22 protein-coding genes are annotated in these 25765 nt (G+C 75.0%); 12 read left to right on the forward strand and 10 right to left on the reverse strand.

All coding sequences use genetic code 11. The features are described from left to right. The 3 genes from AWW66_RS07890 to AWW66_RS07900 all read left to right on the forward strand — a co-directional run. Positions 1-1277: amidohydrolase family protein (locus tag AWW66_RS07890; protein WP_157527259.1), on the forward strand; the 1277-nt coding region annotated here is incomplete at its 5' end. A 148-nt stretch (positions 1278-1425) separates the two neighbouring features. Further along, entirely contained in the window at positions 1426-1695 is a 270-nt protein-coding gene (locus tag AWW66_RS07895; RefSeq protein WP_067361967.1) for a hypothetical protein, read from the forward strand. Continuing rightward, positions 1695-2732, forward strand: coding sequence for a hypothetical protein (locus AWW66_RS07900; RefSeq protein WP_067361970.1), 1038 nt, complete (start codon positions 1695-1697; stop codon positions 2730-2732). The genes AWW66_RS07895 and AWW66_RS07900 overlap by 1 nt, the downstream gene beginning before the upstream one ends. 112 nt (positions 2733-2844) lie before the next feature. Here the strand turns inward: AWW66_RS07900 and AWW66_RS07905 are convergent, their stop codons facing one another. Beyond that, the gene (locus AWW66_RS07905; protein ID WP_067361973.1) at positions 2845-4725 is read right to left on the reverse strand and encodes a carbohydrate-binding module family 20 domain-containing protein; all 1881 of its coding nucleotides are present in this window, start codon (positions 4723-4725) and stop codon (positions 2845-2847) included. Between the two features lie 246 nt (positions 4726-4971). Here AWW66_RS07905 and AWW66_RS07910 point away from each other — a divergent pair, with 246 nt between their 5' ends. Continuing rightward, positions 4972-5901 carry an LLM class F420-dependent oxidoreductase gene (locus AWW66_RS07910; RefSeq protein ID WP_067361976.1) on the forward strand — a complete coding sequence of 310 codons (930 nt, stop codon included), beginning with the start codon at positions 4972-4974 and terminating at the stop codon, positions 5899-5901. A gap of 45 nt (positions 5902-5946) precedes the next feature. Here AWW66_RS07910 and AWW66_RS32535 read toward each other — a convergent pair whose 3' ends face one another. Then, positions 5947-6189 (reverse strand): hypothetical protein, encoded by a 243-nt coding sequence (locus AWW66_RS32535; protein WP_211271866.1) that lies wholly within the window; start codon positions 6187-6189, stop codon positions 5947-5949. Positions 6190-6255: 66 nt separating this feature from the next. Here AWW66_RS32535 and AWW66_RS07915 point away from each other — a divergent pair, with 66 nt between their 5' ends. Next, positions 6256-7563, forward strand: coding sequence for a D-arabinono-1,4-lactone oxidase (locus AWW66_RS07915; RefSeq protein WP_083978314.1), 1308 nt, complete (start codon positions 6256-6258; stop codon positions 7561-7563). Between the two features lie 36 nt (positions 7564-7599). Here AWW66_RS07915 and AWW66_RS07920 read toward each other — a convergent pair whose 3' ends face one another. Continuing rightward, complete coding sequence (locus AWW66_RS07920; RefSeq protein ID WP_067361980.1) at positions 7600-8739, reverse strand: site-2 protease family protein; 1140 nt, start codon at positions 8737-8739, stop codon at positions 7600-7602. A gap of 241 nt (positions 8740-8980) precedes the next feature. On the opposite strand from AWW66_RS07920, the gene AWW66_RS07925 reads away from it, so the two are divergent. Further along, a complete protein-coding gene (locus AWW66_RS07925) occupies positions 8981-9781 on the forward strand; it encodes a leucine-rich repeat domain-containing protein (RefSeq protein WP_211271867.1) in 801 nt (266 codons plus the stop codon). Between the two features lie 547 nt (positions 9782-10328). Here the strand turns inward: AWW66_RS07925 and AWW66_RS07930 are convergent. Continuing rightward, entirely contained in the window at positions 10329-11228 is a 900-nt protein-coding gene (locus tag AWW66_RS07930; protein WP_067361988.1) for a L,D-transpeptidase, read from the reverse strand. A 263-nt stretch (positions 11229-11491) separates the two neighbouring features. Between AWW66_RS07930 and AWW66_RS07935 the strand changes: the two genes are divergently transcribed. The 5 genes from AWW66_RS07935 to AWW66_RS35915 are packed head-to-tail and all read left to right on the forward strand — an operon-like array spanning position 11492 to position 16079. Beyond that, positions 11492-12994: a ferric reductase-like transmembrane domain-containing protein gene (locus tag AWW66_RS07935; RefSeq protein WP_083978315.1), complete on the forward strand. Its 1503-nt coding sequence runs from the start codon at positions 11492-11494 to the stop codon at positions 12992-12994. A gap of 2 nt (positions 12995-12996) precedes the next feature. Then, positions 12997-14460, forward strand: a complete 1464-nt coding sequence (locus AWW66_RS07940) for an NADH-quinone oxidoreductase subunit NuoF family protein (RefSeq protein WP_067361994.1) — start codon at positions 12997-12999, stop codon at positions 14458-14460. Positions 14461-14477: 17 nt separating this feature from the next. Further along, the gene (locus AWW66_RS07945) at positions 14478-15038 is read left to right on the forward strand and encodes a TlpA family protein disulfide reductase (protein ID WP_067361997.1); all 561 of its coding nucleotides are present in this window, start codon (positions 14478-14480) and stop codon (positions 15036-15038) included. A gap of 10 nt (positions 15039-15048) precedes the next feature. Further along, positions 15049-15957: a cytochrome c biogenesis CcdA family protein gene (locus AWW66_RS07950; protein WP_157527261.1), complete on the forward strand. Its 909-nt coding sequence runs from the start codon at positions 15049-15051 to the stop codon at positions 15955-15957. Then, positions 15954-16079 (forward strand): hypothetical protein, encoded by a 126-nt coding sequence (locus AWW66_RS35915; protein WP_281179570.1) that lies wholly within the window; start codon positions 15954-15956, stop codon positions 16077-16079. The genes AWW66_RS07950 and AWW66_RS35915 overlap by 4 nt, the downstream gene beginning before the upstream one ends. Here the strand turns inward: AWW66_RS35915 and serS are convergent. The 5 genes from serS to AWW66_RS07975 all read right to left on the reverse strand — a co-directional run bounded on the left by serS (position 16066) and on the right by AWW66_RS07975 (position 21728). Continuing rightward, positions 16066-17349, reverse strand: coding sequence for a serine--tRNA ligase (serS, locus tag AWW66_RS07955; RefSeq protein ID WP_067361999.1), 1284 nt, complete (start codon positions 17347-17349; stop codon positions 16066-16068). The two genes, AWW66_RS35915 and serS, sit on opposite strands and share 14 nt — an antisense overlap. 151 nt (positions 17350-17500) lie before the next feature. Further along, positions 17501-18670 carry a DNA polymerase III subunit beta family protein gene (locus AWW66_RS07960; protein WP_067362094.1) on the reverse strand — a complete coding sequence of 390 codons (1170 nt, stop codon included), beginning with the start codon at positions 18668-18670 and terminating at the stop codon, positions 17501-17503. A gap of 149 nt (positions 18671-18819) precedes the next feature. Further along, positions 18820-19992 (reverse strand): saccharopine dehydrogenase family protein, encoded by a 1173-nt coding sequence (locus tag AWW66_RS07965; protein WP_067362002.1) that lies wholly within the window; start codon positions 19990-19992, stop codon positions 18820-18822. Between the two features lie 90 nt (positions 19993-20082). Beyond that, positions 20083-21267: a zinc-binding dehydrogenase gene (locus tag AWW66_RS07970; protein WP_067362005.1), complete on the reverse strand. Its 1185-nt coding sequence runs from the start codon at positions 21265-21267 to the stop codon at positions 20083-20085. Further along, the gene (locus AWW66_RS07975) at positions 21267-21728 is read right to left on the reverse strand and encodes a hypothetical protein (protein ID WP_067362009.1); all 462 of its coding nucleotides are present in this window, start codon (positions 21726-21728) and stop codon (positions 21267-21269) included. Before AWW66_RS07975 ends, AWW66_RS07970 begins: the two co-directional genes overlap by 1 nt. 183 nt (positions 21729-21911) lie before the next feature. Here AWW66_RS07975 and AWW66_RS07980 point away from each other — a divergent pair, with 183 nt between their 5' ends. After that, the gene (locus tag AWW66_RS07980; protein WP_083978316.1) at positions 21912-24803 is read left to right on the forward strand and encodes a winged helix-turn-helix domain-containing protein; all 2892 of its coding nucleotides are present in this window, start codon (positions 21912-21914) and stop codon (positions 24801-24803) included. A 107-nt stretch (positions 24804-24910) separates the two neighbouring features. Here AWW66_RS07980 and AWW66_RS07985 read toward each other — a convergent pair whose 3' ends face one another. Next, positions 24911-25459, reverse strand: coding sequence for a DsbA family protein (locus AWW66_RS07985; RefSeq protein WP_067362015.1), 549 nt, complete (start codon positions 25457-25459; stop codon positions 24911-24913). Between the last annotated feature and the right edge of the window lie 306 nt (positions 25460-25765).

Raw genomic sequence — 25765 nt, forward strand, 5'->3', positions numbered from 1 at the left:
CCGGGGCCGCCGTCGGCACCGACCTGTGGTCCGGGGCCACGACGGGCGGCGCGCGGCCCGGGGCCGCTACCGAGGGCGCGCTCGTCGTCGACGTCACCGGCGACATCGTCGCGCCCGGGTTCGTCGACACCCACCGGCACGCCTGGCAGGGGCAGTTGCGCCGGATCACGCCGGACGTGGACGACCTCGGCGCCTACCTCGGCACCACCCTGGCCGGGTACGCCCCCGCCTACACCCCCGAGGACATGTACGTCGGCACCCGGCTGGCCGCGCTCACCGCCCTCGACTGCGGCATCACCTGCCTGCTCGACTTCTCGCACAACTCGCGCTCGGCGGCGCACTCCGACGGGGCCGTCCAGGCGTTGCTCGACACCGGAATCCGGGGCGTGCACGCGGCGATGGGGCCGCACTTCGGCGAGTGGGACCGGCAGTGGCCGGCCGACCTCGCCCGGCTGGTCGACCGGTACGGCGACCATCCGCTGCTGACGGTCCGGCTGGCCGCGCTGGCCACCGACGAGATCGCCGGCCCGGACCTGGCGTACCGGCCGGAGCTGGCCCGGCTCGCCGGGGAGCTGGGGATCGGGGTCAGCGTCGACGCCGTCTTCGGGGCCACGTCGTCGGCGGCGATCCTCGGCTGGGCCCGGGACAACCTGCTCGGACCCGACGTCACCCTGATCCACTGCACCGGGCTGACCGGTGCGGCGTGGCGGGCGATGGCCGACACCGGCACCACGGTCTCCCTGGCCCCCACCTCGGAACCGCAGCTCGGGCTGGAGAACGCGGTGCCCGCCGTGGACGAGGCCCTCGCGGTCGGCATCCGTCCCGGGCTGAGCATCGACGTGGAGGTGGCGCTGGCCAGCGACATGGTCACCCAGATGCGTGCGCTGTACGCCATCCAGCGGATGCGGGCCGTCGAGGCCGGGTACGGCTCCGGCCCGGCGCGCCCCCGGCTGCGCGCCGCCGACGTGCTCGACTTCGCCACCCGGCAGGGGGCCCGGACCAACGGGCTGGGCGACGTCACCGGGTCGCTGACCCCGGGCCGGCAGGCCGACCTGCTGGTGGTGGGGGCGGACGAGCTGAACACCATGCCGCTCAACGACCCGGTCGGCACGCTCGTGCTGGGCAGCGACGCCCGCAACGTCACCGCCGTGTTCGTCGCCGGCCAGGTCCGCAAGTGGGACGGCCGGGTGCTGGACGTCGACCTGGACCGGCTCCGCGCCGACGTCCACCGGTCCCGCGACCGGATCCTGCGCGCCGCCGCGCAACCGGCTGGCTGACGGCGACGGGGTCCGATGGTTGACCGGCAGGAGCCGGCCGCCGGTCGTTGTACCAGGTGAAACCGGGTTCCACCCCCACCCGGGGCGGACCCGGTCTCCCATCCGGCGCCGCCGGTCGTGCCGACCGGCCGGAAGAAGGGAGGCGGGGATGGCCACACCCACCGTCACCGCCACGTTGCACAAGTCCAGGTACGTCTCCGGCGAACCGATGCTGCTGACCGTGGTCTACGGCCACCCGGACGGCCAACCGGTGACCGTCACCGTGGTGGTCACCGACGCCGCCGGCCGCAGCAGCGCGCCGGTGAGCGTCACCACCGGCTTCGAGCCGCTGACCGTCACCGTCACCGACGACTCCGGCCGGGTCTGGAGCCGGCTGTCCGACGACGGGGCCACCGCCGTCCACCAGGCGGTGGCCTGATGCCCCGGGTCACCGTGGCGGTGCGCGACAGCGCCGGGCGGACCGCCACCGCCCACGTCGACTACGCCGTCCTCGCCCCGGTGCTCGGCGGCTACTACCTCTCCGGCAACGCCGACCCCACCGCCGACCTCGCGGGGAGCAACATCCGCTCGCTGACCCAGTACCGCAGCCTCGCCGACGGGTACGTCTTCCCCGGCTGGCAGAAGCCCTGGCTGGTCACGCTGGGCCGGCAGGGCGTCCGGCTCAACATGGTGCTGGAGCTGAAGCACTACGGCGCCCCGGACGCCGGGCCGCAGACCGTCACCGTGGACGGGGCCACCTACCCGGTGCCGGCCCCGAACATGACCATCCAGCAGCGGCCGGGCACCACCTGGCCGAGGGCGTACGGGTACGGTCAGGTCCTCGCCGGCCAGTGTGACGGCCTGCTGGCCCGCGCGCTGTCCCAGTACCGGACCCTGGGTTTCGGGGTGAACCTCCAACTCGCCTCGGAGCTGGACACCGACCACGAGTTCGGCACGACGGAGGGCGGGGTCGGGTACACCTGGGCGCAGGCCGACGCCCGCGCGGTGAGCGCGATGCGCTACGTCGTGGACTGGTTCCGGGCCCGGCACCTGCCGGCCGGGACGACCTTCTCGCTCGGCGTCGGGGGCTGGGACCGCACCGCGTACCGGCGGCTGCACCCGGAGTCGCTGATGAGCCGGCTCGACTTCCTCCAGTGGAACGCCTACGCCACCGACCCCGCGCACACCGCCCTGGCCCGGTTCCGCCGTACCAAGGACTGGGTGGTGGCCGACCTGGGGCCGGTGGCCCGGTCCCGGCCCGCCCTGATCGCCGAGTGGGGCGTCCGGGCGGCGGAGATTCCCGACCAGGCCGCCTGGATCGCCACCGTCCCGGCCGCCGTCGCCCAGCTCAACGCGGAGGGCGGCCCGCAGATCGTCCGGACCAACTACTTCAACTCCGGCTGGGGCACACTCACCCCGACGTCGACCGGCCTGGCCGCACTGCGCGCCGCCTACCTCCGCCCTCCGTACGCCTGACCCGCCCGCTGAGAAGGAAGGGCCCCTTATTAACAGCCCGAGGGTGAGAGGGGTGACCTTCTCTACCGTAGGCGTTAACAAGGGGCCCTTCCTTACACCTGAGCCTTACACCTCAGCGCCAGGTGCCGGTGATGGTGCCGCCGGCGGTGGAGACCCGGTTCGCGCCGTTCTCCCAGACGGTCTGGCCGTTGCCGATCTTCACGAGCTTCCACTCGAACGAGGTGCCGGCCGGCAGGTCCACCGTGCCGGTCCAGCTCGGGTAGGTGCTGGTGCCGGTGCTGAGCTTGACGCCGCTGCCCGGGTTCCAGTTGCCGAGCTGCGGGATCGAGCCGACCACGTAGACCTCCTGGCCCCAGGTGGTGGTGGCGGTCACCGTGAAGCGGGTGGCGCCGGCCGGGACGGTCGGGGTGGGGGTGGCCGTCGGGGTCGCCGTGGGGGTCGGCGTCGGCGTGGCGGTGGGGGTCGGCGTCGTGCCGTCGGTACGGGCGTTGACGTGCAGCGCCACGCCCCGGTCGGCGGGGATGCTGGTGGTGAAGCTGCCGCCGGTGACCGTGATCGTGCCGCCGGTGCAGGCCTTCGTGCCGGGGTTGAAGGTGCCCCGGGCGACGTTGCAGTACGTGCCGTTGGGCAGGTTGGTGCTGAACGACCGGCTCCACGCGCTGCCGGTGGCGTTGAAGGCCGCGTACCCCCGGTTGCCCCGGGCGAAGGCGAGCCGGCCGTTGCCGTCGGTGACCTGGTTGCTGATGCCGGTGCCGGCGACCGCGTTGCGGAAGCTGGGCATCCCGGCGACCTGCTCGTTGCGGTGCTCGCAGATCCACTCGGAGCTGGCGCAGTTGGTGGCGTTGGTGGTGCCGTTGCCGCTGCTCGGCGGCCCCTGCCCGTGCACCGACCCGAAGGCGTAGCTGGACATCAACTGCGGCCGGCCGTACGGGTGGGCCATCATGAACGAGTCGGCCAGGTAGTACCGGGCCCCGCTCTTGTAGGTCAGCGTGGGGTTCTCGCGCTGGGTGTCGTGGTTGTCGATGAACACGACCGCCTGGCTGGCGGTGAGCCCGCCGTAGTTCGGCATGTTCCCGAGCTGGGCGATGTTGCCGTCGCGGAACGCCGAGGCGACCGAGCGCTGGTAGTCGAAGTTGGTCACCCCGCCGTACGGGGCGTAGGCGGTGTAGGGGATGGTGCCGTCGCCGTACACCTCGTGGAACAGGTCCGGCTTGCCGCCGAAGACCGGGACGTCCTTGAGCCGGCTGATGATGTCGGCCAGGTGCGACTCCTGCACGTGCTTGGCCGCGTCCACCCGGAACCCGGCGACGCCGAGGTCGATCACCGAGTTCATGTACTTGGCGACCTTGCGGCGGACCTCCGGGTCGGCGGTGTTCAGGTCGGCCAGGGCGAGCAGTTCGCAGTCCTGCACCTCGGCCTTGTTGCCCCAGTTGCTGATGGTGCGGTAGCAGGGGCCGAAGTCGGCGTACCGGTAGCTGTCCCCGGAGCCGTCGTTGAACAGGTTGGGGTACTCGTACTTGCTGTAGACGGTGCCCGCGCTGCCCGGACCGCTGCCCACCGAGCCGGTGCCGGTCATGTGGTTGAGCACCATGTCCACGTAGATCTTGACGCCCTGGTCCCGGCACCGCTGGACCATGTCGACGAACTCGGCCTTCGTGCCGCGCCGGGTCTGGTCCACCCGGTACGACACCGGCTGGTAGTCCTGCCACCACGGGTAGGTGGCGCCCTCCGCGGTGGGCAGCACCACGTGCTCCTGCGGCGGGGAGACCTGCACGCCGCCCCAGCCGTTGGGGCCGAGGGTGGTCTCGCACTCCTGCGCCACCGAACTCCAGCGCCACTGGAACAGGTGCACGATCGAGTCGCCGTTGGCCTGGGTGGCGGCGGTCTGCGCGACGGCCGGCGGTCCGGCGGTGAGGGCGGTCAGGGTGGCCGCCACCATCGTGGCGGCCAGGGCGGCGGCCGGTACGGCGACCTTCGGTCGGGGAAGTCTCATCCACACTCCTCGGGGGACGGAGGGATGCCGCGGACAGGCAACGGCAAGGTTTCCTGCAAGTTGCGCAAGAAGTTGCGGGTTGCCGAGACCGTAACAGTGATGCGGGTGATTGTGAACTACGGATTTCCGAGTAACCGCCTGATGGCATCGCTGTTGCCAGGGCTGCAAGCTCCTGCAAGACTTTGCGAATGCCGTCTTCCCGGGTGTCCGGAGGCGCGGTCGCGCGCGTCTCCCTATGCTCGGCTCATGGAACTGCGGATCTTCACCGAGCCCCAGCAGGGCGCCAGCTACGACCAGTTGCTCGCCGTGGCCCGCTGCGCCGAGGACGCCGGGTACGGCGCGTTCTTCCGTTCCGACCACTACCTGAAGATGGGCTCCGTCAGCGGGGACCCCGGGCCCACCGACGCCTGGATCACCCTGGCCGGCCTGGCCCGCGACACCAGCCGCATCCGGCTCGGCACCCTGATGACCGCGGCCACCTTCCGGCTGCCCGGCCCGCTCGCCATCGCCGTCGCCCAGGTCGACGCGATGAGCGGCGGCCGGGTCGAGCTGGGCATCGGCACCGGCTGGTACGCCGAGGAGCACACCGCGTACGGGATCCCTTTTCCGCCCCTCGCGGAACGCTTCGACCGGCTGGAGGAGCAGCTCGCGGTCATCACCGGGCTCTGGACCACCCCCGCCGGGCAGACCTTCGACCACGCCGGCCGGTACTACCCGGTGACCGCCTCACCCGCGCTGCCCAAGCCGGTGCAGCGGCCCCGCCCGCCGATCCTGCTCGGCGGCATGGGCCCGAAGCGGACCCCGCGCCTGGCCGCCCGGTACGCCGACGAGTTCAACCTGCCCTTCGTCTCCGTCGAGGACACCGTCGCCCAGTTCGGCCGGGTCCGCGCCGCCTGCGCCGCGATCGGCCGCGACGCCAAGGAGCTGACCTGGTCCAACGCGCTGGTGGTCTGCTGTGGGCGGACCGAGGAGGAGATCGCCCGGCGGGCCGCCGCCATCGGCCGGGAGCCGGCCGAACTGCGCGCCAACGGCCTCGCCGGCACCCCCGCCGAGATCGTCGAGCGGATCGGCCGGTACGCCGAGGCCGGCAGCCAGCGGATCTACCTTCAGATCCTCGACCTGGCCGACCTGGACCACCTCGAACTCGTCGCCGCCGAGGTCCTGCCCCAGGTGTAAGGAAGGGCCCCCTGTTAACGCATTCTGTAGAGGAAGGGCCCCTTCCTAACCACCCGGCCGGGCCGCCCCGGCGCGCGGCGGCGGGCCGGGTGGCCCCGGCGGGGGAGTGGGGGAGGGCGCGGGTACCGGCGCCGGAGGCGGTCCCGGCACGGGCGCGGGCTCGGTGTCGTCCCGGTACGCCGGCCCGGGTGGCGCGCTCGACGGCAGCGGGCCGATCCCGGTCGGGTCGATCTCCTCTTCGGACGGGTGGACGTCGCCCCGCAGGGTGGGGTCGCGGTAACTGCTCATCGTCGTACTGTTCCCCGTTCCCGCGCGGGCAACCGTGGCCGGCCGGCGGCCGGTATCGTCGCCGGGATGGCGACGACTCCCCCGGAGCAGACCCCACCGGACGTCACCGCGGCGCAGGACGGCCGGTCCGACGGCGTACCGCGACGCAACTGGGCGGGCAACGTCCGCTACACCGCCCGGCGGTACCATCGCCCGACCTCGCTCGACGAGCTGCGCCGCCTGGTCGCCGGCAGCACCCGGCTGCGCGCGGTCGGCAGCGGACACTCGTTCAACACCCTCGGCGACACCGCCGGGGACCTGGTCACCCTGGCCGGCCTGCCGCCGACGCTCCGGCTGGACCCCGAGCGACGTACCGTCACCGTGGCCGCCGCGCTGCGCTACGGCGACGTGGCGACCAGCCTGCACGCGCAGGGGTACGCGCTGGCGAACCTCGCCTCGCTGCCGCACATCTCGGTCGCCGGGGCGGTCGCCACCGGTACCCACGGCTCCGGCCCGGCCAACGGCAACCTGGCCACCGCCGTGACCGGGCTGGAGCTGGTCACCGACGACGGGGACCTGCTGCGGATGGACCGGCACACCGGCGGCGACGAGTTCGCCGGCATGGTGGTCGGCCTCGGCGCGCTCGGCGTGGTCACCGAGGTCACCCTGGACGTGGTGCCCACCTTCGAGGTGCGCCAGTACGTCCACCACGACCTGCCCCGGGACGCGCTCGACGCGGCGCTGTCGGCGGCGTACAGCGTCAGCGCGTTCACCGACTGGCGCTCGCCGCGCTTCGGCCAGGTGTGGCGCAAGCAGCTCGCGGCGCAGCCGGCGCCCCCGCCGGACTGGCTGGGCACGACGGCGGCCGACGGCCCCCGGCATCCGGTGCCGGGGATGCCGGCGGAGAACTGCACGGCGCAGCTCGGCGAGCCGGGCCCGTGGCACGAGCGGCTGCCCCACTTCCGGCTCGGCTTCACCCCGAGCAACGGCGACGAACTCCAGTCGGAGTACCACCTGCCCCGCGCGGCGGCGGCCGGGGCGCTGGCCGCGCTGGACCCGGTCGCCGACCGGATCGCCGCCGTGCTCCAGGTCTGCGAGCTGCGGACGGTCGCGGCGGACGAGCTCTGGCTCAGCCCCAACCACGGCCGGGACAGCGTCGCGGTGCACTTCACCTGGATCGGTGACCCGGTCGCGGTGGCCCCGGTGGTGGCCGAGGTGGAACGCCGGCTCGCCCCGTTCGGGCCGCGCCCGCACTGGGGGAAGGTCTTCCGCCTTGATCCCGCCTCGATCGCCGCGACCTACCCGCGCTGGGGCGACTTCGCCGCCCTGCTGGCCCGGCTCGACCCCACCGGCACCTTCCGTACCGACCTCCTGGACCACCTCTTCCCCCGCTGAGCCCGCCCGGTGGGGAGCAGGGGTGGTCGGCCGGGCTCAGCGGCCGGAGGTGGCCTGGTCGCGTAGCGTTCCGCGCTGCACCGCGCGGCTGATGTCGGTGGGCGAGACGATGCCGACCAACTGGTCACCGGTGACCACCAGCGCCCGGCCGTCGGCGCACCTGCTCAGCCGGGGGAGCAGGTCGGTCAGCTCCTCCTCCGGCCGGGCCAGCACCAGGTCGTCGGCGCGGCAGGCCACCTCGGCCAGCCGGGTCGTACCCCGCTGGTCGGGTGACACCCCGCGGACCCGGTCCAGGGTGACCAGGCCGACCGGCCGACCCTGCTCGACCAGCGGCAGCGCGGTGTGCCGGTACGCGAAGAGGTAGTGGTCGACGAAGTCCGCCACGGTCATCTCCCCGGAGGCGGTCTGCGGCTGCGCGGTCATCACGTCACCGACCCGTACCCCGCGCAGCGCGCTGCCCAGCCGGGCCTGCCGCTCCTCCAGGCCGGCCGCCCCGATCAGGAACCAGCCGATCAGCGCCAGCCAGAGCCCGCCGACCCCGGCGCCCACCAGGAACCGCCAGAGCCCGAGGCCGATCAGCGCCACCCCGAGGACCCACCCGGCGCGGGCGGCCACCACCGAGCCCTTCGTCCGGTCCCCGGTCGCCTTCCACACCGCCGCCCGCAGCAGCCGCCCACCGTCGAGCGGGGCCGCCGGCAGGATGTTGAAGACCGCCAGCAGGACGTTGATCCCGGCGAGCCAGGAGAGCGCGCCGAGCAGCAGCCCCCGCTCCCCGGTGACCGCGACGGCCAGCGCGATGCCGCCGAAGAAGAGCCCGAGCAGCAGGCTGACCAGCGGCCCCACCCCGGCGATGCGCAGCTCGGCCCCCGGGTCCTTCGCCTCGCCGCGCAACTCGGCCACGCCACCGAAGAGCCAGAGCGTGATCCCCTCCACCTCCAGCCCGTTGCGCTTGGCCACCACGGCGTGGGACACCTCGTGGGCGAGCAGGCCGAGGAAGAACACCACCGCCGCGCTCAACCCGGCGAGCAGGTACGCCCAGCCGGGCCGGCCCGGGTACACCTGGGGGAACTGGCTGGCCGACAGGGCCCAGGCGATCAGCGCGAAGATGACCAGGACGCTCCAGTTGACCCCGACCGGTACGCCGGCGACCCGACCGATCCGGAAGCTCGCCCTCATGCCCCGCTGGTACCCGTTTCCGGCCCCGCCATGCTCGCGGGCGGGGTGTCGGCAGGATGCCCGCTCGGGCCGTGTCGAGCTGAGTCGTGTGCGTCATCAGTTCGACAGGCGTCGGCGGCTGCGTCGGTGGCGCACCGCAGGCTTCTCGGTGTGGTGCCCTGCGGCTCCTGTCGACCTGCACCCATGGACGGGGCAGGGCTCGGCGGGCGGACCACATGGGGGATCTCAGTACGCTCGGCGCGTGGAACGCAAGCAGAGCACGCCGCAGCTGTTTCCGAACCGGTTCGCGGATGCGGTCGGACCCGCCGGGGACGGGCCTGCTCGCGATCATTGCCGGTGCGTCGGCTATTCGGTGGCGACCCGGCCCGAGGTTGTCTCCTTCCACGGGGATCGGCAGGACACCGAGGCGGCGGGCTGGCAGCATCTGCTGGCGCTGATCGACGAGGCGGCGGCGGACGGCCGGCCGGTGTTCAGGCCGTTCGTGGAGCTGAGCGCCGCCGAGAGGCGGCAGATCGTCACGCTACCGCCGACGATCGCGAAGCTGACCGCCGTCACGCACCTGGTGCTCTACGGCACGAACCTGGTCCGCCTGCCGCCCGAGATCGGGGCCATGACGAGCCTTGAGAAGTTCGATCCCTACACGTCCCACCGACTGCACTGGTACCCGTACGAGCTGACCAGGTGCACGAAACTGGCCGACAGCAGGGTGAGCACCCGCGTTCTCTACGGCAACGTCAAGTTCCGGCCGCCGTTCCCGAGGCTGCGGCCGGTGACCGTCACCGGGGAGGCGGATCTCGGTACGCTCGATCCGGCCGAGTGGGGTGCCGACGCCGTGCGAACCTGCAGCGTCTGCGACGGGCCGGTCCGGGCCGAGCTTCGCCAGGTCTGGATCTCCCGCTGCGTCGGCACCGACGTCCTGCCGTTACTGGTCAACGCCTGCTCCGCAGCCTGCGTGGCGGCACTACCCGAGCCGTACCCCGGGTACGTCCCGGCGCCGCACACCGGCGGCCCGAAGATCGTGCAGCCGTTCGACAGCGACTGACTCAGATGGCGGCTCGGTAAGTGACGATACGGTCGACGCAGCCGGTGAGTGGGGTGGCTGCGTCGTGAACGTGGCTGCGGGCCGTCGTCAGTTGCTTTTCAGGGTGAGGACGACCTCGGGTCGACCGCCGGCGAGGGGTTAATCCGACAGTGTGCGTGCACACCGCGCTCGACTGACGCCCGGGCCGGCCTCGCTGACGCCCACGTCGCACGTTCTCCGCTCTCACCGGCGTGCCGAGCCCTGCCCCTTCTATGAGGGCAGCTCGAAAGGAACCGTGGGGCAGTACACCGACAAGCCTGCGGTGTGCACCAACACGGCCGCCGATCCCGGGCCGCGTCCCGCCCTCACGACTGCCCCGCAACAACAAGGACGTAGTCCGCACCATCGCGCCCGAGACCACACAGAAGAAGGCTGTCGCCGGCCGGCCGGTGTAGGGGCCCGGGGCGGCGGGAGAGGCGGTGATGGCGCAGACGATTCAGCTCGACAGGGAGTAGCCGCGATACCTGGAGGGCGGACGAGGGCGCTGCCCGGGTGAGACGGACCCGGATCAGGCGGCGGAGAGGGTGTCGACGACGACCACGGGGCTGCCCGGCGGTACCTCGGCCAGGAGCAGGCGTTGGGCGCTGCGGGTCAGCCGGACGCAGCCGTTGGTGGTGCTGCGGCCCAGTTCGCCGTCGTGGTGCCAACTGTGGATGCCGATGTGCGCGCCGCGCAGGCTGGCCGGCACCGCGTCCAGGTCGTCGGGGATCGAGCCGAGGGCGTAGATGTCCACCCCGCCGTACACCGCCCCGGTGGGGGTGGTCCGGCCGAGGACGAAGGTACGCCCCAGCGGGGTCTCCTGGCCGCGCCGGCCGAGGCTGACCGGCCAGGACCGGCGGGCGACGCCGTCGCGGTACCAGGTCAGCCGGTGTGCCCGCCGTTCCACCACGATCTGGTCGCGCAGGTCGGTGGTGGTCCAGCCGCCCGCCGGCAGCCAGGCGAGCCGGCGGTTCGCCGAGGGCAGCAGCACCGCCACCCAGCCGGTCCGGCGCTGCGCGACCGGCAGGGTCAGCTCGACGCCCCGGATGGTCGGGTCGAGGAAGGCAAGCGGTCGCCCGCCGGGGGCGTCGTACGCGGCGAGCCGGCGGGTCGGGCGCAGCCCCTCGGTGAGCGGGGTGACCTCCATCGTGTCCGGGTCGGCCGGGAACCCGGCGGGGGCCGGGTCGTAGTCCACCACCGGCAGGTCGTCGGGGGCGGGCGCCGCCTCCGGTACGGCCTCGACGGCGTCGCCCGACGGGGGCGGCGCGGACGGTGACCGGGTGGACGGGACGGTCGTGGGTGGGGTGGTGACCGGCGGTGCCGTCCCCCGGGTCAGGGCCAGCCCGGCGAGCAGGGCGGCCACCACGAGCGCCGGTACCGCCAGCACGGTGCCGAGCCGCCCCGGTCTGCGGAATCCCAGGTACCTCATGAATCTACTTAAAGCACACAAAACGCCGGGCCGGCGGGCGTACACGAGTTTCGGGGCGTACCGGTTCGACCGGCCGGCGGAAAAATTCCGGGGCCGGGGTGATCCGCTCGTGCCGCCCGGCCGTACTCGATGGGGGAGCAGGGTCGGCCGGCGGTGCGCCGCCGTTAGACGATCGGGGAGCGATGGCCCGGGCACAGCAGAAGCAGAAGGCCACGAGCGTCCGCACCATGAGCAGCAGCCGAGGGGGGAGGACGCGCTCGCCGATGACGATCGTGCTGCTGATCGGCTCGGCGCTCGCCCTCCTCTGGGCCGTCACGATGCTCACCAGCCTCGGGCAGGCGGTCTACGCGTACTCCTTCTTCTTCACCGACTACTTCGCCGGGGTGGTGGCCCTGGTCGCGTTGAGCCTCACCGTGATGATGGGGCTGCTCGCCACCGACCGGCTGGTGTTGCAGATCCCGCACCGGGTGCTGTTGCAGTCCGCGCACCGGGCCACCGGCATCATCGGCGTGGCGGGTCTGGTCTTCCACGTCATCACCAAGATCGCCATCGGCCGGGCCGGGCCGACCGACGTCCTCGTCCCGTTCGTCGGCGGTCGGGGCCTCTACGTCGGGCTCGGCACGGTGGCCTCCTTCATGATGGTCAGCGTGCTCTGGACCGGCCTCATCCGGGCCCGGTTCGCCGGTACCGGTCCGAAGTGGCTCTGGCGCGCCCTGCACTCGACGGCGTACGTGTCCTGGCCCTTCGCGCTGATCCACGGGCTCAACGCCGGCCGCCCGGCGGCCACCTGGGTCAACCTGAGCTACCTCGTCTGCGTGCTGCTGGTGGTGGTGGCGCTCTTCGTCCGGCTCTCCGTGACCCTCGGCAAGCGCAGCCGCGAGCAGAGCCAGGCCGCCGCGCTGAACAAGGCGATGGCCGGCAAGCCGGTCGACCAGGGCATCGGCCGGTCGCTGCTGGGCAACCTGACCGGCCGCCGGGGCGACAGCGCCGAGAAGGAGGAGAGCCGGTCGGGCCGGGGGCGCGGAACCCGGGCCAATGGCTGGGCCGAGACCACCACCGGCGGCTGGGCCACCGCGCCCGGCGCGCGCCGTGGCGATCCGGACCGGTTCACGGTACCGGTGGTCCCCGAGCCCGGCACCCTGCGCGAACCCGTCCGCCCCGGCCGGCGGCGCGACGAGGAGCCGGCACGTCGGCGGCGGGACGAGGACGACCTCGCCCCGGCGGCCCGGCGCGACGACGAACGGCCCACCCGGCGACGCCGGGACGAGGCCGAGGTCGAGGTGACCTCCCGGCGGTCCCGGCCCCGGGTCGAGGCCCGGTCGCGCTACTCCGCCCCGCCGGCCACCGCCGATGGACCCGAGGAGCCGTGGGACAGCCCCCGCCGCTGGGAGTCGGCCGACCCCGTCTCCGCCGCGCCCGTCGACCCGGTCTCCGCCGGCCCCCGCGAGCCGATCTCCAGTGCGCCGCGAAGCGACGGTGGCTCCCTCGCGCCGCGCAGCGGCGGGGGCGCCCTCGCACCGCGCAGCGGCGGTGGCCGGCACAGCGCCGAGGACGAGGTCCCGGACGAGGTCCCCGACTACTGGCGTCCGCCGGGCCGGTACGTCGCCGACGACCTGCCGGTCGACGACACCCCGACCCTGGTCGACCTCGCCTCCCGGCGGGCCCGCCGGGCCGCTGGTGACAACCGGTCGAAGGGCCGTCGACGGGCCACCGCCGACGCGGTGGACGGCGCGTACTGGGCCGGGCTGCGGGGTGAGGCGAAGTGACGATGCGGACCACGGTGCCCCCGGTGGCGTGCGTCGGGGAACCCCGGCTGACCGCCGGGTTCGCCGAGTTCGGCCGGCTCGACCTGTACGCCCACGAGCAGGTGCACGGCCCGATCGGCCCGATGGAGCCGGCGAACCTGCTGGGCCTGGCCGAGGCCATCCAGCTCAAGGGCAAGGGCGGGGCGGGATTCCCGCTCGCGAAGAAGCTGCGGGCTGTGCTGGAGTCCTGCGAACGGCAGGACCTCTCGCCCGTGGTGGTGGTCAACGCCACCGAGGGGGAGCCGGCGAGCTGGAAGGACAAGGTGCTGCTCACCCGGGCCCCGCACCTGATCCTCGACGGCGCGGCGCTGGCCGCGTACGCGTTGGACGCCGAGGAGATCGTCATCGGGGTGGCCGACGACGACATCGGCCGGGAGTCGCTGACCCTGGCGCTGGAGGAGCGCCCGATGCCGGTCGACACCAGCATCGTCACCGTGCCGCACCGGTTCATCTCCGGCGAGGGCGGTGCCCTGGTCAACGGGATCAACGGGCTGCCGCACATCCCGCCCGGCACCAAGAAGCGCTCCAGCGACTCGGGCGTGAACGGGCTGCCCACCCTGCTCTCCAACGCCGAGACGTACGCCCAACTCGCCGTCGCCGCCCGGCTCGGCCCGTACGAGTACGCCGCGCTCGGCACCGACGACGAACCGGGCACGGTGCTGCTCACCGTCACCGGCGCGGCGGCCCGGCAGGCCGTGGTGGAGTGCGCGGCCGGCACCCCGCTGCGGGAGATCCTCGACCTGTGCGAGGTGCCGGAGGGGCCGGGCATCCTGATGGGCGGCTACCACGGCAAGTGGATCACGTCGGCGGCGGCGGACATGGCGGAGGTGTCCCGCAAGGGACTCGCCGCCGTCGGCGGCACCCTGGGCGCCGGGATCATCGTCCCGCTCGGCAAGGACACCTGCCCGCTGGGCGAGGCGGCGCAGGTGGTCCGCTACCTGGCCGGCGAGTCGGCCGGCCAGTGCGGGCCGTGCAAGATGGGCCTGCCCGACCTGGCCCGCGCGGTCGACCTCGCCGTCTCCGGGAGCGCCCCGGTCGAGATCGTCCGGGCGGCGGCCGGCGACGTGAAGGGGCGCGGCGCGTGCAGCCACCCCGACGGTACGGCCCGCTTCGCCCTCTCCGCGATGGAGGTCTTCGCCGACGACCTGCGGCTGCACACCACCGGGGAGGGGTGCGGCCGGCGGGTCAAGGGCGTGATGGGGCTGCCCGGGGCACCCGACGGCAACCCCCAGAAGTTGACCCTGGACTGGTCCCGCTGCGACGGCCACGGGCTCTGCGCACACGTCGTACCGGACTTCATCCGGCTCGACGCCAACGGTTACCCCGCCTTCCCGCCCACCCCGGTGCCGACCTGGCTGCGGGAGGGCGCCCAGAAGGCGGTCAAGGTCTGCCCGGAACTCGCGCTGCGGCTGGTCAAGGCCACGTAGCGGAGAGGAGCCCACGGATGCGCACGCGAGCCGTCACCGCGGTCGTGCTGGCCGTCGCCCTGCTCGGCACGGCGTCCTGCGCCGACGGTGGGGCGTCGCCCCGGCCGGTCGGCGTGACCCAGTCCACCGGCGCCGAGCCGGCCCCCGCCGGGGCGTCGGCCAGCGCCGCGCCGGCCCCGGAGACGCTCCGGTTCACCGGGCGCACCCTGGACGGTACGCCGTTCTCCGCGGCCGGACTGGCCGGGCGTCCGGTGGTGCTCTGGTTCTGGGCCCCGTGGTGCGCCACCTGTGCCAGTCAGGCGTGGACGGTCGCCGAGGTGGCACCCGCCTACCGCGACACGGTCCCGGTGATCGGCGTCGCCGGCCTCGGCGAGCGGCAGGCCATCCGGGACTTCGTCACCGAGTTCGAGTTGTCGCGGGTACCGACGCTGGACGACCGGGAGGGGGCGATCTGGCGGCGGTTCGAGGTGGTCGAGCAGAGCACCTTCGTCCTCATCGACCGGAACGGGCGGGTGATCTACCAGGGCTTCCTCGACGGGGAGGCGTTCACCCGGCGGCTCGCCCAACTCGCCGGCTGAGCGGCGCGGCGTGACCGCCCCGCTGCTGCTGTCGCTGACCGCCGGGATGCTCGGCGCGGTCAACCCGTGCGGCTTCGCGCTGCTGCCGGCGTACCTGTCGTTGCTGGTGGCCGACCCGCATAGTCCGGGCGGTGGCGCGGGTTGCGGCTCCGCCGGGCGCGGCGCGGTCGGCCGCGCCCTGACCGCCGCCGCCGCGCTGACCACCGGGTACGTCCTGGTCTTCGGCGCGGTCGGCCTGGCGCTCGCGCCGCTGACCGGGTGGCTACGGCCCCGGCTGCCCTGGTTCACCGTCGGACTCGGCCTGCTCCTGGTCGGGCTGGGCTGCTGGTTGCTCGCCGGTCGCGGGCTGCCGGCCCCACTTGGGCTCACCCGGGCCCCGCGCCTGACCCGCTCCTGGCCGTCCATGGTGCTCTTCGGCATGGCCTCCGCGCTGGCCTCGCTGACCTGCGCGATCGCCCCGTTCCTGGCGATCGTGGTGACCAGCGTCCAGGCCGGTTCCGCGCTGCGCGGCCTGGCCCTCTTCGTCGCGTACGCGATCGGGATGGGCCTGGTCGTGGCGGTGACCGCGCTCGCCGTCGCGATGCTCCGGGGTCACCTGGTGGCCCGGATCCGTGGCGCCGGCGCGGTGGTACCCCGGCTCAGCGGCGCGGTACTGCTCCTCGCCGGCGGCTACGTCGCCTGGTACGGCTGGTACGAGATCCGGCTCGCCGCCGGCCGGCGCGACGCGCTCGGCGACCCGGTGGTGGCCGTCGCCGCCCGCCTCCAGCGAGCCCTGGTCACCGGCCTCGACGCCGCCGGTCCGGTCGTCCTGGCGGCGCTGCTCGGGGCCCTCCTGGCGCTGGCCGCCCTGCGCCGGGCCAGGTCGGTGAGCGGGTCGAGGGGCCGCCCGGACGGTGCGGCGGACCGTCACGTCCGGTGACGGGCCTGCCGGTCGACGGCACCACGTCCACCGGGGACACCGACGAACGCCGGGCCGCCACCGGGATCGGTGGCGGCCCGGCGGCGGGTGTCGGGGCGGGGCGGGCCGTCAGCGGGGGGTGAGGCGGTCGGTGCCGACCCGGTCGCGGAGCACCTCGGGCACCAGCACCGAGCCGTCGGGTTGCTGGAACTGCTCCAGGATCGCCGGGAAGAGGCGGCTGGTGGCCAGCGCCGACCCGTTGAGGGTGTGCACGAAGCGGGTCTGCTTGCCGCCCGGCTCCCGGTAGCGGATGGCGGCCCGGCGGGCCTGGTAGTCGCCGGCCCAGGAGACCGACGAGACCTCCTTGTACTTGCCGGTGCTCGGCATCCACACCTCGATGTCGAGGGTCTTCTTCATCGAGGCGCTGGCGTCGCCCGCCGCGAGCAGGCTGCGCCGGTAGTGCAGGCCGAGCGCCTCGACCAGGCCCTCCGCGTGCGCCAGCATCTCCTCCAGCGCCGCGTCGGCCTGCTCGGGCAGGGTGAACTGGAAGATCTCCACCTTGTTGAACTGGTGGCCCCGGACGGTGCCGCGCTCGTCGGAGTGCGACCCGGCCGACTCCCGCCGGTAACAGGGGGTGTACGCGAACGCCTTCAGCGGCAGCTTCGCGGTCTCCAGGATCTCGTCCTGGTACGCGCCGAGGATCGCCGTCTCCGAGGTGGGCAGCAGGAACTGCCCGCGCGGGGCGCTGTCGGCGTCGAGGTGGTACACGTCGTCGTAGAACTTCGGGAACTGCCCGGCGGCGTACCCGGCCGAGTTGAGCAGCAGGTGCGGCGGCAGGAGGAACTCGTACCCGGCGGCGAGGTGCCGCTCGACGAACCAGGTGACCAGCGCCCACTCCAGCCGGGCCCCGGTGCCGGTGTAGATCCAGAAGCCGGAGCCGCCGAGCTTCACCCCCCGCTCGTAGTCGACCAGGCCCAACGCCCGGCTCAACTCGACGTGGTCGCGTACCTTCTCGATGGCCGGCGGCTCACCGAAGACCTTGACCACCCGGTTGGCCTCCTTGCCGCCGGGGACGACGTCCTCGGCCGGCAGGTTCGGCAGCTCGCTCATCCGGTCGCGCAGCCGGGACTGCACCTCGTCGAGCTGGGACTCCAGCTCGGCGACCTGCTTGCGACCCGCCTCCGGCGCGGAGACCTCCGGCTCGGTGCCGGCCCGCTTCGCGGCGGCGTACGCCCGCGCCTCCGCCTTGCGGCGCTGCCGCTCGGCGTCGATCTCGGTGATCAGGCTCCGCCGCTCCCGGTCGAGCTGCCCGATCTCGTCCAGCGCCCGAGTGACCTCGGCCGGATCCAGCCGCTTGGCCAGCGCGGTCGCCACCGCCTCGCGATCCTTCCGGATCAACTCCATGTCGAGCATGCTGCTCCGTACGCCTCCGTCCGGCCCGTCAGGTGGGAACCCCCGAATGCTACCGTCGCCGCCGGCTCGCGCCGCTGGCGGTGGAGCGGTGCCCCCGTCCACCGGGTCTCCCGGCCGGGCCGGTCAGTGGCGGAACCGGCGCGGGCGGTGGTCAGAGGCGGATCGGCATGAGGACCGAGAAGACGTCCGGGTCGTCGGGGCGACGTATCGCCAGCGGGCCGATCGGCCCGTCCAGCTCCAGCACCAGTTGCCGGGCCCCGGCGGCGTCCAGCGCGTCGAGCAGGTACCCGCCGTTCACCCCGACCCGCAGCGGTCCCGGCCCGTCGGCGGCCGGCCCCTCCGGGGTCAGCTCCCCCGGGCCGAGCGGGCGTAACCCGTCCCGGTCGTGCAGCCCGAGCACGGTCACCCGGTGGGCCGTCCCCGCGTGCTCGCGCAGCACCGTGGGCGCGGTGCGCAGCGCCGCCCGCAGGGTGGGCACGTCCACCGGTACCCGTCGGACCGGGCGGTCGTCGACGGTCCGCCGCAGCAGCCGGCGGTAGTCGGGGAAGTCGTCCGCCGGCACCTCCGCGCGGACCCGCTGGCCGGCGACGGCGGCGGTGACCACCCCGGCGTCGAGGTCGACCGTGACGGTGCCGCCGGCGGAGCCCTCCCCGGGCGGCGTGCGGGCGTCTCCGGCCGACGGGCCGGCGTCTGCGCGCGGTGGGCCGGCCGCCCCGGCCGGCGGGCCGGTGAGCAGGCTGCGGAGGGCGTCGACGGCGGCGACCGGGACCGGGGCGCGGACCGCCGGGCCGGTCACCCGGGCCGGAGCACGGCCGAACGCCATCCGGTACCGGTCGGTGGCGACCAGCCGTACCCCGTGGGGGTCGACGTCGAACAGCACCGCGCCGAGCATCGGCAGGTCGGGGTCCATCCCCACGGCGAAGCGGACCGCGTCCAGGGCGGCGGCCAGGTCGACCCGGCGCAGCACCAGCCGGGTGGCCGCCGGTGCCGGCGCCGGCTCCAGCAGGGACCGTACCCGGGAGAGTTCGTGGCGGGCGTCGGCCAGCCCGTCCTCCAGCCGGCGCAGGTGGGCGTCGAGCAGCCCGCGCACGGCGGCCGGCTCGTCCCGGTGCCGCAGCACGGCGGCGATCCCGGCCAGCGGCATCCCCACCCGGCGCAGGCCGGCCACCAGCCGGGCCGGCAGCACCTGCTCCTCGGTGTACCAGCGGTACCCGGTGACCGGGTCGACCAGGGCCGGCGGCAGGACCCCGGAGCGGTCGTAGAAGCGCAGGGCGCTGACGCTCAGGCCGCTGGTCCGGGCCAGTTCGCCGATGCTGCGCAGGTCGCCGTGCCCGGCCGGGGAGCTCTCCACGGCCAGGGATCCTGCCACCTCGACCAGGTCGAGGGTCAACCCGTCGACCGGCACGCTCCGCCGCCGGGTGTTAGGAAGGGGCCCTTCCTCTACCGAAAGCGTTAACAGGGGGCCCTTCCTTACTCCAGGACGCGGAAGGTGAGGCCGGCGCGGGTGAGGCGGTGGAGCAGGGCGTCGCCCATCGCGGTGACCGGGGTGACCTGGCCGGCGGTGGCCGGCAGGTCGTCGAGGGCGAGGCAGAGCGCCGACTCGGCGAGCATCTTCGCCGTCTCGTCGTACCCGGGGTCGCCGCCGGACACCTCGGTCACCACCCGGCGGCCACCGCCGGCGCCCACGAACCGGACCCGGAACCAGGACTTCGCCCGCTGCTCGGGGGTCGGCCCCTGCCCGGAGGCGAGCCGACCGAGCAGCCACCGCCGGGCGGGCGGTACCCGCACCAGGGCGGCCAGCCCGCCGAGGCCGGCCGCGCCGGCCAGCACGGTGGGCAGCCGTTTCACCGCGGCGAAGTGCCGGTAGCGGAAGTCCGGGCCGTACTCCGGGCGGGCCGCCGCCGAGCGGCGGACCACCTGCGGGTCGATCGTGGGCAGCGGCACCGCCCAGCCGCCGGTCTCCGCCGACCGGCCGACCGGCCCGGGTACCGCCCGGACCCGCCGGTCGGTGGGGCGGGGTTCGACCGCGCGCCGTTCCCGCGCCACCCGGCTCGCCTCCCCGGCGCGGGAAAAGGCGGTCAGCGCCGAGTGGTACGTGCCGGCGGAGAACCGCCCACCGGCCCGGACGTACCCGTCGACGGTGATCGGCACGTCGGTCGGCAGGTGCCGGACGGTGAACCAGACCCCCAGGTCGTGCGGGACCGAGTCGAAGCCGCAGGCGTGCACCAGCCGGGCCCCGGTACGGACCGCCTCGGCGTGGTGGCGCAGGTACGTCAGGTCGACGAACTCCGGTTCCCCGGTGATGTCCAGGTAGTCCGTGCCGGCCCGGGCGCAGGCGGCGACCAGCGGGTCACCGTGCTGCACGTACGGGCCGACCGTGGTGGCGAGGACCCGGGTGCTCCCGGCGACGGTCCGCAGCGCCTCCTCGTCGGTCACGTCGGCGGTGAGCAGCGCCAGCCCGGCCAGCCGGGGCTCGACACCGACCAGCCGGTCCCGGACCCGGGCCAGCTTCTCCGGGTTGCGGCCGGCCAGTGCCCACCGCAGGTCGGCCGGGGCGTGCCGGGCGAGGTACTCGGCGGTGAGTCCCCCGGTGAACCCGGTCGCGCCGAACAGGACGAGGTCGTACGGTCGGTCGTCGCGCATCGACCCACTCTGCCACCCACCCCGGATCCGTGCGCGGCGACGGCCGTCGGAGTCAGGCGGTCGTGAGCCGGGGCGTCGGGTCCGGTCCGGTCACCCGGCCCGCTCCTGCGGGCTGAAGACCACCCGGACGCAGCCGTCGGCCCGCTCCCGGAACAGGGCGTAGCCCCGGGGCCCCTCCTCCAGCGGCAGCCGGTGGGTGGCCAGGCGTTCGGCCCGGATCTCGTCGCGGGCCATCAGCTTGAGCAGCATCGGGATGTACCGCTGCCCGTGCTGGCGCGCGCCGCGCACGGTCAGCCCCTTGTGCAGCACCGCGCCGAGCGGGAACGCGTCCACGAAGCCGGGGCCCGCGCCGAGCACCGCGACCGTGCCGCCCTTGCGGCAGGCGTGCACCGCCTCGCGGACCGCGAGGGAGCTACCGGTGGGTCGGGCCCCGCCGAGGAGCCGTTGCCCGAACCCGCGCGCCTCGGTGCCGCCGTCGCCCGCCCCGGCCGCCTCCACGCACACGTCCGGCCCCCGCCCGCCGGTACGTTCGCGCAGCTCGGCGGGGATGTCGGTGCGCCCGTAGTGCAGGGTCTCCACGCCGATGTCCCGCTCGGCCATCCGCAGCCGCTCGTCGTGCCGGTCGACCACGATCACCCGCTCCGCACCGCGCAGCAGCGCGGCCAGCGCGGTGAGCTGCCCGACCGCGCCCGCGCCCCAGACCGCCACCACGTCACCGGGTCCCACCCCGCCGAGGTCCGCGCCGAGCCAGCCGGTCGGTGCCGCGTCCGAGGCGAAGACCGCCCGGTCGTCACTGACCGCGTCCGGCACCGGGAACGCGCCGACGTCGGCGTACGGCACCCGGACGTACTCGGCGTGGCTGCCGGCGAAGCCGCCGGCCGACCGGGGGTGCCCGTAGCAGCCGCCGGCCGGCTCACCCCACGGCGGCTCGGCGACCATCGGCTCGGTGCTGCCGCCGTTGTCGCAACAGGAGTAGAGCCCGCGCCGGCAGTACCAGCACCGGCCGCAGGAGACCACGGAGCAGACCACCACCCGGTCGCCCACCCGGTGCCGGCGGACCTCCGGGCCCACCTCGACCACCTCGCCGAGGAACTCGTGGCCGAGCACGTCACCGACGCCCAGCCCCGCGTCGCCGGGCGACAGCAGCGGCAGGTCGGCCCCGCAGGTGGCGCTGCGGGAGACCCGGACGATGGCGTCCTGGGTGTTGCGCAGCCGGGGCTCCGGCACCTCGCGGACCGCCAGCCCGTCGCCGCCCACCCAGCACAACGCCCGCATCACGGCACCTCCGGGAGGAAGCCCCCGCCGTCCCCGGGCCGGTCCGGCGGTCCGACGTCCGCCCGCAGCACCTCACCGGTCTCGGCGAGCTGCTTCACCTGCCGCAACGCCCGGCGGACCAGCAGCGCGGGGTCGTCGCCGAGCAGATGCGCGGCCAGGCCGGGCAGGGGTGGGCCGTCGGCGCGCAGCCGGGCCGCCAGTTCGGTGCCGCGCGCCCCCGGCGCCGTCCCGACCTGGACCTCCACCGCCCCGTCGAGCCGGCGCAGCGGCTCCGGCCAGAGCCCGCCCGGCAGGACCTCGGCGGGCGGGCGGTTCACCGTCACCACCTGCCAGCGGCCCGCCCCGGTCGCGGTGACCGACCGGCGGGAGTGCCGCCGGCCCGCGCCGACCAGGGCGCGTCCGGCCGCCACCCCGCTCGCCGCCACCACGATCATGATCCCGGTACGGGTGTTGCGTCCCATCCGTCCCTCCTGCCCTCCGGTCGTCCCGGTCGCAGTGCCGGGCGAGACGGTCTCCGCCTCGCCCGGGTGCCCCCAGCATCGGCCGGACCCGGGTGAGGAGGGCTCCCCCCGAAGGGGTGAAGCCGGCCCCGGCGGGTATCCCGCCTGGCCGCACGGGCGACGCGGGTCCCTGGGGAGGGTCGGATGCCGGAGGAGCAGCACAGCACACCGCCCCTGTTGGCGTCCCGGCTCACCCCGCCCCCACCGCCCGCGCCGCTGCTGGTGCGCCCGCGCCTGCTGGCCCGGCTGGACGAGGGGAGCACGGGCACGGTCACCCTGGTCTCGGCCCCGGCCGGCTTCGGCAAGACCACGCTGCTCGCCTCCTGGGCCCGCGCGGCCCCGGAGCCGGCCGGCCCCGGCTGGCTGTCGGTGGAGACCGGCGACACCGGGGACCGGTTCTGGGCGTACCTGACCCGCGTCCTGCACGCGGCCACCGGGACCGCCACAGCGCCCGGCCCGGAGCCCGCCGGTGGGGCTTTCCTGCCGGACCCGGCCGGTGCGGTGCCCGGTCCGGTGCCGGCCGGGGGAGCGCCCCTGCCGGACTTGGCCGGCGCATCGTCCGGCCCGGTGCCGGCCGGTGGGGCGGGGCCCCCGGGGACCGCGCAGCTCGAAGCCCTGGCCGCGACGCTCGCCGCCGCCGAGGCTCCGGTCCTGCTGATCCTGGACGACCTGCACCGGATCACCGAGCCGGGTGCGCTGGCCGGGCTGGAGTTCCTGGTCCGGTACGCCGACGGCCGGTTGCGGCTGGTGATCGGGGCGCGCGGCGACCTGCCGGCGGCCCTGCACCGGCTGCGGCTGGCCGGGGAGCTGACCGAGATCGGCCCCGATCAGCTCGCCTTCACCGACGACGAGGTCGCCGACCTGCTCGTCGCGCACGGGGCGCACCTGCCGGCGTCGGCCGTGCCCCGGCTGCGGGACCGTACCGGCGGATGGCCGGCCGCGCTGCGCTTCGCCGCCCTGGCGGCACGCGGCCAGCCCGACCCGGCCCGCTGGGTGCGCCGGTTCGGCGGGGACCATCCCGACGTCGCCGGGTACCTGCGGGCCGAACTGCTCGACGGGCTCGACCCCGCCGACCGGGACACCCTGCGCCGGTGCGCCGTCACGGCGGCGGTCCGGGCCGACCTGGCCGGCGCGTTGACCGACCGCCCCGACGCCGACCGGGTGCTGGCCGTCCTGGCCCGCGACGGCGGCTTCCTGCGTCACGACGACAGCAGCCCGCCCTGGTACCGCTGCCACCCGCTGCTGGCCGACCTGCTCCGCGCCGAACTGGCCGGGCTCGGCGACGACGCGGTCCGCGACCTGCACCGGCGGGCCGCCGGCTGGTACGCCGGGCACGGACGCCCGGCCGACGCGCTGCGGCACGCGCTGGCGGCGGGGGAGTGGGACCGGGCCGCCGCGCTGCTCGCCACCGACTGGCCGGAGCTGATCCCCTACGACCGGGACCTGCCGGCCACCCCGCCGCCGGCCGCCCCGCCGCCCGAGGCCCGGCACGGGTACCCGGACCTCGTGCTCGCCCTCGCGGTCGAGCGCGCCGCCGCCGCCGACGCGACCGCCGCCAGCGGGCACCTGCGGGCCGCCACCGAGCTGGCCCGGAGCCTGCCGCCGCCGCACCGGGCCCGGTACCTGCGGCTGGCCACCGTGCTGGAGCTGACCCTGGCCCGGCGGGCCGGCGACCACCGGGCGACCCGGGCCCTGGCCGACCGCCTGCTCGACGCCACCCCTCCCGGCGACGACCCCACCCGTCCCGGAAGCGAACCCGACCTCTCCGCCCCCGCGTCGGCCACCACCACCGTCGACGTCGACGGGCGGGCCGTGGCCGGGACGGCGCGCGGGCTGGTCGACCTCGCCGACGGGGACCTGACGGGGGCGCTGGAGCACCTGCTCCCGGCGCTGGCGGCGGCCCGCGCGGGCGGGCGGGGGCGGACCGAACTGGTCTGCGCCAGCCGGGTCGCCCTGCTCCGCGCGGTCGGTGGTGACCTGGTGGCCGCCGAACACGCCGCCCGGGAGGTCCTCGCCATGCCGGCCTGTCAGGGCTGGGCCTGCCTGGAGGACTGCGCCCACGGGTACCTCGCCCTGGCCGTGGTGGCCCTGCACCGGGACCTGCCCGACGAGGTCGAGGCGAACCTGGCCCTCGCCGGACCGGCCGCCCACGAACCGGCGGTCGGCGCGATCGTCGCGCTGTGCCGGGTACCGCTGCTGCGCGACGCCGGGGAGTTCACCGCCGCGTACCGGGTGCTCACCGAGGCCCGGCAGCGGGTCGCCGCGCTGCCCGCCGCCCGCGAGCTGACCGACCGGCTGCTCGCCGCCGAGGCCGACCTGCTCGTCGCCCGGGGCGACCTGGCCGGGGCCCGGCACCTGCTGAGCGACCCGCCACCCGCCACCTCGTCCAGCGGCCCGGCCCCGCCCGGTCGGGTCGTCCCGGCCGGTGCGGCGGTTCCGACCGGCTCGGCGGGCGGGGCGGCGGAGCCGGCGGTCGCGTTGGCCCGGATGGAGGTGCTGGCGGGCGACCAGCGGGCCGCCGCCCGCGCGCTGCCCGCCTGGGACGGTCCGGACGCCGAGCGGCTGCCGCTGCCGGTACGCCTCGACGCCGGGCTGCTGGACGCCGTCCTGGCGCGGGCCGGCGGCGACGAGCGGCGGGCCGGCCGGCTGCTGGAACGGCTGCTCGACCTGGCCGCGCCGCAGGGGTACCGGCGGGTCTTCACCCAGGCCGTGCCCGGGGTGCGGGACCTGCTCGCCGGGCACCTGGACAGCGGCACGGCGCACTGGGCGACCGTCACCGACCTGCTCCAGGCGGTGGACGCGCCGGCCGGTCGGGCACCGGCGGAACCGGTGCCGGGGCTGGCCGAGCCGCTCACCGAACGGGAGCTGACCATCCTGCGGTACCTGCAGAGCATCCTGTCCAACGTGGAGATCGCCGGTGAGCTCTCCGTGTCGGTCAACACGGTCAAGACGCACGTCCGCAACATCTACCGCAAACTGGACGCGACCCGGCGTCGGGAGGCCGTCCGCCGGGCCCGCGACCTGCACCTGATCTGAGCCACCCGGGCCGCCCCCGAGCCGCCCTGAGCGACCTGGGCCACCCGGGCCTCAGCGGTTAGGAAGGGGCCCCTTTACTACCGAATGCGTTAACAAGGGGCCCTTCCTTACACCTCGGCGGCGCGGTCGGCGGCGGTGAGCAGGTCGGGCAGGTCGTAGCCGCCGTCGTACGGGACGCCGTTGACGAACAGGGCCGGCACGGCGGAGACGCCGCTGCGGATCCCGCCGACGAAGTCCCGCCGGACCCGGTCGGCGTGGGCGTGCCCGGTGACCTCCGCGTCCACCTCGTCGACCGGCAGGCCGAGCTGCTCCACGCCGAGCGACAGGTGCACCGGGTCCAGTTGGTCCTGGTGCTCGAAGAGCCAGTCGTGCATCGGCCAGAACCGGTCCCGCCGGGCGGCGGCCTCGGCCACCTCGGCGGCGTGCTCGGCGTACGGGTGGATGTTGACGACCGGGAAGTGTCGGTACACCAGTCGGACCGTCTCACCGCGCTGCCCGAGCAGATCGGTGAGGTTGTGGTACGCCGCACCGCAGAACGGGCACTGGAAGTCGCCGTACTGGATCAGGGTGACCGGGGCGTCCTGCGGGCCCCGGACGTGGTCCTCGCCGGTGACCGGCGCACGCAGCCGGGGTTCGACCTGCAACGGTGTGGCCATGGGCGCAGCGTTCCCCGGAGCGGGTGAGGTCAGCTCACCCGCTCCGGGTGGGCCGGCGGCCGGCGGTGGGACGGGAGTGACATCACCGCCTTCGATAGGTCATCATGGCCCGGCTACCGGTCGACGACAGTCGGTGACGAGGGTGGATGATGGGTACCCAGCAGCAGGAACCGGTGGCGGACACGCCGGATACCTCCGTGTCCGCCACGACGTCGGCCGATGCCGCAGCCGACGCGACACCGGCCCCGGCCGACGCGGAACCGGCCCCGGCCGGCGCGAGGCCGGTTCCGGGCGAGGCGGCACCGG

The organism is Micromonospora rosaria (assembly GCF_001567585.1).
Classification (GTDB): Bacteria; Actinomycetota; Actinomycetes; order Mycobacteriales; family Micromonosporaceae; genus Micromonospora; species Micromonospora rosaria.